Source organism: Streptomyces sp. MnatMP-M17 (assembly GCF_900091995.1).
GTDB lineage: Bacteria > Actinomycetota > Actinomycetes > Streptomycetales > Streptomycetaceae > Streptomyces.
On record NZ_FMDK01001259.1, the window covers coordinates 1 to 1633 of the forward strand.

A 1633-nucleotide genomic window follows, 5' to 3' on the forward strand; every position below is an offset into this window, starting at 1 on the left:
CCCCTCTCCGCCAGCCACAACGGCTCCTCCTCCAACTCCCTGCACATCGGCTCGACCCGTCTGGACTGCGGCAACATGCAGCGCCTGATCATCTCCGGCGCCAAGCACAAGTACTCGATCCCCCACACCGCCTCGGCACCGGTCAAGCTGGCCAAGGTGCAGAAGTCGCTCGCCACCCTCTTCGAGTGGCAGGACGCCTTCGAGCGGGAGGCGCAGCGCCTGCTCGACACCCCGCTCACCCTCGGCCAGTTCGAGAAGGTCGTCACCCGCGTCTTCGACGACCCGGCCCTCCCGAGCAAGACGCAGCACAAGAACATCACCGTCCGGAACAACGTGCTGCGCTCCCTGTTCGAGGATGCCGCGACGCAGGAGGCCATCCGGGGCACCGCCTGGGCGGGCTGGAACGCGATCGGCGAGTACCTGGACCACGTCGCCCCGGCGAAGTCCAACTCCAGCCGCGCCGCCCGCTCCCTGGCCGACTCCGGGGCCGTCACCGAGCGCAAGACCGAGGCGTACAAGCTGCTGGCCCTCGCGGCCTGACGGGTGCCTCACCGGGAGCCGCTCCGGCCCCCGGTGAGCCCCGCTCCGTCCCGCCGTCACCCCCAGAGGAATCCGTGGCCGTCGAATACGTCCTGACCGGGCAGTCCGCCGAGCGCCGCGCGCCTCACCGCGCCGGACCTGGAACCGGACCAGACCGAGTACCGATTCGCCATCCGCCCGCAGACCGTCTGCCTGACCTACACCAGCAGCGACGGCGGTCCCTGGACCCTGTACTGCCTGGAGATCGCCGGCCTGCGGGTCCGCAAGGACGGCACGGTCAACCCGGCCTCGTTCGCGCACAACACGCGCTGCTACCCCGACAGCGAGCACTTCCAGCGCTCCAAGCCCACGTGGCTGTGCGAGTTCGCCGAGCGGCACCGTGTCCCCGCCGCCGTCGCCCCCCGTCCGTCCGTCTGAACACCGCCGCCCGGAAGGAGGTCCCGTGCCCGAGCTGTGCCTGACCCACGAGTACGCCGAGCGCACCGTCGCCTTCGACGTCACCGGCGCTCCGGACGTCCCGCCGCAGTACCTGTGCGACGATCCGGCCGCCGTCCCCCCGATGCGGCCGACCCAGGTACGCGCGACCTACCAGAGCCGTGCCGGAGCACCGTGGGCACTGGACACCGTCCACATCCGGGGCCGCTACGCCCCGGGCGACCCCGCTTCCCGGTGGGTAGGCCGTCAGGCCGGTGGGCTTTGGCTGTACCCCTCCAGCCCTCACTACCCGGACCGGCCGAAGCCGCCGTGGACCGCCGACCTGGCCTGCGCCCTGGCCGTCCCTGCTTCCGAGGTCGCCGCCGGGCCGGTGCGCGTCACCGTGACGAGCGACCTGGCCAAGCGCATGCGGTTCTTCACCCTCGACGGCCTCGACGAGATCAATCAGTGGCCGATGCCCGCCCCGCTGCGGCCGGACAAGGTCCGCGTCACTTACCTCAACAGCGGGGACACCGCGTGGGGCTTGGACGAGATCCGGTTCGAGGGTCCGTACGTCGCCACCGGCAAGACGCCCGGACCTAACCAGAACCGGGGGCGCCGGAGCTACTACCCGGCCAGCCTCCGTGACGCGCCCGCCTGGGTGCGGGATCTGGCCGAC

At 71.5% G+C, this 1633-nt stretch carries 2 protein-coding genes; both read left to right on the forward strand.

Annotation, left to right across the window (positions count from 1 at the left end; genetic code table 11):
• On the forward strand, positions 1-540 hold a 540-nt coding region (locus GA0115259_RS38380; protein WP_141716902.1), incomplete at its 5' end, for a DUF932 domain-containing protein.
• A gap of 442 nt (positions 541-982) precedes the next feature.
• A partial coding sequence (locus GA0115259_RS38385; protein WP_141716903.1) for a hypothetical protein occupies positions 983-1633 on the forward strand: 651 nt, incomplete at its 3' end.